General features: G+C 55.7%; 5 protein-coding genes. 4 read left to right on the top strand and 1 reads right to left on the bottom strand.

Annotation, left to right across the window (positions count from 1 at the left end; translation table 11 throughout):
- The coding region (locus tag L692_RS30220) for an ABC transporter permease (protein WP_025702719.1) at nucleotides 1-629 on the top strand (629 nt) is incomplete at its 5' end.
- Between the two features lie 135 nt (nucleotides 630-764).
- On the opposite strand, the gene L692_RS0125470 is transcribed toward L692_RS30220, so the two are convergent.
- The gene (locus L692_RS0125470) at nucleotides 765-2030 is read right to left on the bottom strand and encodes a BaiN/RdsA family NAD(P)/FAD-dependent oxidoreductase (RefSeq protein ID WP_025702718.1); all 1266 of its coding nucleotides are present in this window, start codon (nucleotides 2028-2030) and stop codon (nucleotides 765-767) included.
- Nucleotides 2031-2192: 162 nt separating this feature from the next.
- Between L692_RS0125470 and L692_RS0125465 the strand changes: the two genes are divergently transcribed.
- The 3 genes from L692_RS0125465 to L692_RS0125455 form a co-directional block, all read left to right on the top strand.
- Complete coding sequence (locus L692_RS0125465; RefSeq protein WP_156940591.1) at nucleotides 2193-3920, top strand: two-component system sensor histidine kinase NtrB; 1728 nt, start codon at nucleotides 2193-2195, stop codon at nucleotides 3918-3920.
- A gap of 113 nt (nucleotides 3921-4033) precedes the next feature.
- Nucleotides 4034-4468, top strand: coding sequence for a BrxA/BrxB family bacilliredoxin (locus tag L692_RS0125460; RefSeq protein WP_025702716.1), 435 nt, complete (start codon nucleotides 4034-4036; stop codon nucleotides 4466-4468).
- 105 nt (nucleotides 4469-4573) lie between these two features.
- Nucleotides 4574-5147, top strand: a 574-nt coding sequence (locus L692_RS0125455) for an adenine nucleotide alpha hydrolase family protein (protein ID WP_025702715.1), incomplete at its 3' end; no start/stop codon positions are given.

Raw genomic sequence — 5147 nt, 5'->3', positions numbered from 1 at the left:
TGGCCGCCGCCGTCTATGCGGCAGTTGCGGCTGCCGGGCTGCGGGCAAGGCTTGTCCTGCGCGGTACGTTCCTTGGCGATGTCCGCGAGGACTTCAAGCAGCGGATGAAGATTGCCGGATTGCTGCTGAGAGGCGTCATCGACAAGCCGCGGCCGACCCGGCATAAGCCATGGATCTTTCGTAAATCCCAGACCCTGCTGCGCTTTGGCTCTCCCGAAAGCCGGTTGGCCGGCGCTTCCATTAAGGCGTTTATACGTAATCCGGGGCATTTCAAGCTGTATCTTCAGTTCTCCGGGGTGAGCGCGGCGGCGATTCTGATTGTGCCGGGAATGCTGAAATGGGCAGTCTGTATTGTGATGGTCTTCTTGATGGCCTCCTGGCTGGTCTCTTACTGGAAAGTCTTTGCCGGTGAAGAATTTATCGCTTTGCTCCCGTTCACCAAAGAACGGAAAGCGGATGCGGGAAGTCTGGCAGTTCCGATTCTCCTGCTTCCTTTTTCCCTATTGTGCGCGGCGGTCGCCTCAATACTGCTGTACGGCTGGTGGGGGCTTGCGGTATTCATACCCGCCGGAGCAGCGATCGGCATTATGGCGGCCAGAGTGTTTACAGCTTTTCGCCTGGCCCGATAAATCCGCATAGAACGATAACCAGCGTGAACGGCGGGGGTGCTCTGCGTTCACGCTGGTGTTAATTTCGGCGAATTTCCTGTTTCATCATTAAATTTCCGGGGTAAGTGGGAGTTGTTCTCAGGGAACTCGGGAGAATCATTCCTCCTTAAGGGCAGCATGCATTCCGGCCGTATACCCTGTTGAGAAAGCCGCAGTAATATTATACCCGCCCGTATATCCGTGTATATCCAGAATTTCACCGCAGAAGTACAGACCCGGCATCAGCCTGGACTGCATCGTTCCCGGATTGATCTCCTTTAAATGGACGCCGCCCCCTGTAACAAAGGCTTCCTCCAGCGAACGGGTGCCATGGACAAGAATCGGCATGCGCTTCAGAAGAGAAGCAAGCGCCGCGTGGGCGTTTTTGGAGAGGTGAGGGCACGTAAGGTCGCCGTCGATTCCCGCCTTGGAGAGCAGGAGCGGAATGAGCCGTTCTGGCAGCAGTCCTTTCAGCGCGTTGCGAATCGCTTTTTTCGGCTCTGCCTCCAGCTTGTCTTGCAGCTTCGCTTCCATCTCATGCGGCCGCAAATCGGGGAACAGATCAACCGACATCTCCACGGAATCCTTCCCTGTCTTCCGCTGCACCTGCCGGAGAAACTGGCTGCAGCGCAGCGCAATCGGACCGGACAGCCCGAAATGGGTGAAGATCATGTCTCCCCGGTGGGAGATCAGGGGCTTGCCCTTTTCATTCCAGACAGAGAGCGATACGTCGCGCAGGGAGAGTCCTTGCAATTCTCCGGACCTGATCCAGTCCTCGCGCGATACAATCGGCACTTCCGTCGGGTACAGCTCCGTGATCGTGTGCCCCGCCGCCTCGGCCCAGGAGTAGCCGTCGCCGGTGGAGCCGGTATGCGGAACCGACTTGCCCCCGGTCGCGATAACGACTGCCCTTGCCGTCAGCTTCTTCCCGGAATCGAGCAGAACGCCGTGAACACGGTCTGGCCCATAGAGCACTTCGCGGACGGGGCTGCCCGTCATGATCTGAACGCCGAGATTTTTTACTTTGCCGACCAGAGCGGAGACGACGCTGGAGGCTCTGTCGGAAACGGGGAACATACGACCGTTATCTTCTTCCTTTAACCTGATTCCCAATTCTTCGAAAAAAGCGACAATGGAACGGTTGTCGAAATGCCGAAGCGCGCTGTGCAAAAAACGCCCGTTGCCCGGAATATGGGCGATCAGCTCGGCGGTATCCTTCATATTGGTTACATTGCAGCGGCCTCCGCCGGAGATGCCCAGCTTGCGGCCCAGCTTCGTTCCCTTGTCAATCAGCAGCACGGAGGCTCCGTGTTCGGCAGCGGCCACGCTTGCCATCAGACCGGAAGGTCCGCCGCCGATGACGATGATATCATACTCACTCATGAAATAGCTCCTTTTGCAAATTGCGGTGCGGCAGTTAATCTAGGGTCATCATACCATTACCGCCCCGGGCGGGGCCAGTTTCGCACTTTTGTGCATTCCATATTGTCAGCAAGCCGGGTATGGATTAATCTAAGTAAGCAGATCAATATACCGAGTCGGACGGTGATCACAATTACAACTGCGGTTAAAGATATTTTATTGCAAATTGCCACGGCCTCCTCATTTTTATTGCTGTTTCAGTGGAAGCTGAATCAAGGTCATATGGAGCGTCGCAGAAGTCTTTGGTCCCTGGATGATCATGCTTTTCTCGTGATGGCCTGTGCGCTGAGTCTTGTCCTTTGCTCGATGCTGTCCGGGAGTCTGTACGGGATGATCTATGTAAACTGGGGCATACTGCCCGCGTTTATCGGCATGTTGTACGGAAGTATCCGTGCCCGCGCCCTGCTTGCCGTCATGCTGCCGGTATGTACCTATGTATTTTCCTATCCGGTCGCGCCAGAGCAAGTGCTGCTGGATTCCGGTATATTGATGTATCCGCTGCTGTTTAGCATAGCCCCGAGGTTCAAGCTTGGAACCGCTATTGAGAAGATGATCATGCTGTGGATCGTGCTTGCGCCATGCATGTTATTTATAGCGCTTACACCGTTGTTTGACGGGAAGGATTTCTCCAGTCTGCAGGACAGCCAGATGGTGCTCATTCTCTCTGTGCTGTTTGTAAATCCCTTGCTCGGGTGCGTATGGGTGCGCATGCTGGAATCGGCTTGGGACAAGCGCGGGAATGAGGAGCGCCTCGCCAGGATGTCGGAAAATTTCAAGCGGGAAATAGGCATTCTCCAGCAGATTACCGATATGGTGCCCCTAAGCGTCATTTCCATTGATGATAACGGCAGGATTACCAATATTAACGATGCGTCGCTGAAAAAGCTGGAAACGGAAATTCCGCATATCACGAGGAGCGAAGTTCTGGACTGCACCTTATCCGACCTGGCGCACAGGCTGAAGCTGAACGATAACCCGGAATTGAAGCAACTGCTGGACCGTATTGTCCTTAAACAAGGGTTTACGGGGAAAGTAGCCTGCCTGGGGAAAGTCCTGTATGTTCTGGCCGCACCTCTGGTTCCGAAGGAACAGGAGGGACGGCAGGGAGGAATGGTTCTGATCGTCCAGGATATGACGGAGGAAGAAAATATCCGAAGCGAGTTGAACCATGTCGAGCGCTTGACGCTGGTGGGCCGGATGGCGGCGGGAATTACTCACGAAATCCGCAATCCGATGGCGGTGGTGCGCGGCTTCCTGCAGCTGATGAGAGAGAAAAGTCCTTCGGATATGGAGTCCTACTACCGGATTGTCATGGAGGAGCTGGACCGGGCCAACAGCATTATTAACGACTTCCTGTCGCTGGCGCAGAGCGGGCTCTCCGGGAAGGAGGACAGCAATCTCCACGATGTAATTGAAGAACTGGCTCCGCTGCTGTGGGCCGACGCGAATCTTCGCGGGCAGAGCGTCGAGCTCAGGCTGTGCGATTCCCTGCCCATGCTGTGGCTGAATACGAAAGAGATCAAGCAGCTTGTGCTCAACCTTGGCCGCAATGCCATGGAAGCGATGGAGTCGAAGGGTGTGCTTACGCTGGAGACCCGCTGTGTCTGCGAAATGGTGGAGCTGCTGGTGAAGGATACAGGCAGCGGAATGTCGGATATAGAGCTGGAGAAGCTGTTCGTTCCTTTCTTCACCACGAAGGAGCAGGGAACCGGACTGGGCCTTCCGCTCTGTCTCAGCATCGCCGAACGGCACGGCGGCTCGATTTCCGTCGATTCCCGCCCGGGTGCAGGGACAGTCTTTACCGTCTCCTTTCCATATGAGAGCCGGGAGAAGGTATCGACCGTCTGTTAAAGATTTCAAAGCCGGGGGGCGCTTGCTTTCATCGGGTTGGAATGTATAATAAAGTTAGTAAGTTTCGCTATTAAGTTATCTGACAACCCAGGTGAAAAGGAGAGTGTTGAACCATGTCCATGTCTTTTGAGCATTATATGAGGGATTCGATTCAACCGATGCGCGACGATCTGACCAGTATCGGCTTCACGGAGCTGAAAACTCCAGAAGAAGTAGAGGCCGCGCTGCCTAACGCCAAGGGAACCTCGCTTGTCGTTGTCAACTCCGTATGCGGGTGCGCCGCCGGCCAATGCCGTCCCGGTGTTGCCCAGGCGCTGAAGAATGACGTCCTGCCGGATCAGTTGTTCACCGTCTTCGCCGGCCAGGAGAAGGAAGCGACCGCCAAAGCGCGCGAGTATTTCGCTCCCTACCCGCCCTCTTCGCCTTCGATCGCCCTGATGAAGGATGGGGAGCTGGTGCATTTTATCGAGCTCCAAGGCGTGGAGAACCGTTCGGCTGCGGAAATTGCGGATGAACTGAAGGAAATATTCGATCGTTACTGTCAATAAGGCTTAAGAATCTCATACGCGATGCCGTCCCGCCGCACCGTTCCTTTGGGTGCTGCGGGATTATTTTTGAGAAAAATGATGCCGATGAAGGTGAGTGAGCTGCACTTGAGCATACAGGAAGAAATCATTGCCGCTCTCGGCGTAAAGCCGGCGATTGATGCGGAAGCGGAAGTACGGAAGAGAGTCGATTTTCTGAAAGCGTATATTCTGGAATCGGGCGCCAAGGGGCTGCTGATCGCGATAAACGGGGATGTGGACAGCGCGGCGGCTGCGGGCCTGTGCCAGCGTGCGACGGACGAGCTGACCGCAGAGCAGGGCAAGGAATATATTACGCTCGGCGTGTTCCAGCCCTGCGGGGAGCAGGAAGATACCGGGCACGGCTGCGCGGCGGCCAAAGCGTTCGGGCTTAAATATACGGTCATGACGAATATAGGGGATGCGGTTGACGAGATTGCGCTGGAGACGGAGTATGCGCTGAAGGCTATCGGACAGCATCGCCATATGACATATCAGGGGAAGGGAGAGATCCAGGCGGGCACACGGATGGTGATCCTGCACGCGCTCTCGCTGGAGAACAACCTGCTGGTGGTCGGCACCGCCCATGCATCCAGGGCGATTGCCGGCAGCTGCGCCAAATGGGAGGGCGCGGGCGCCGATATTGAGCCGCTTCGTTCCCTAC

Source organism: Paenibacillus forsythiae T98 (assembly GCF_000520735.1).
Taxonomy (GTDB): Bacteria; Bacillota; Bacilli; order Paenibacillales; family Paenibacillaceae; genus Paenibacillus_AQ; species Paenibacillus_AQ forsythiae.
Note: the sequence above shows the minus strand (reverse complement) of the source record. Positions and strands in the feature narration are given on the sequence as shown.

Bases quoted from the DNA above. Each gene is read 5' to 3' on its own strand.
- L692_RS0125470 (WP_025702718.1), bottom strand. From the start codon at position 2,030: ATGAGTGAGTATGATATCATCGTCATCGGCGGCGGACCTTCCGGTCTG.
- L692_RS0125460 (WP_025702716.1), top strand. From the start codon at position 4,034: ATGTCCATGTCTTTTGAGCATTATATGAGGGATTCGATTCAACCGATG.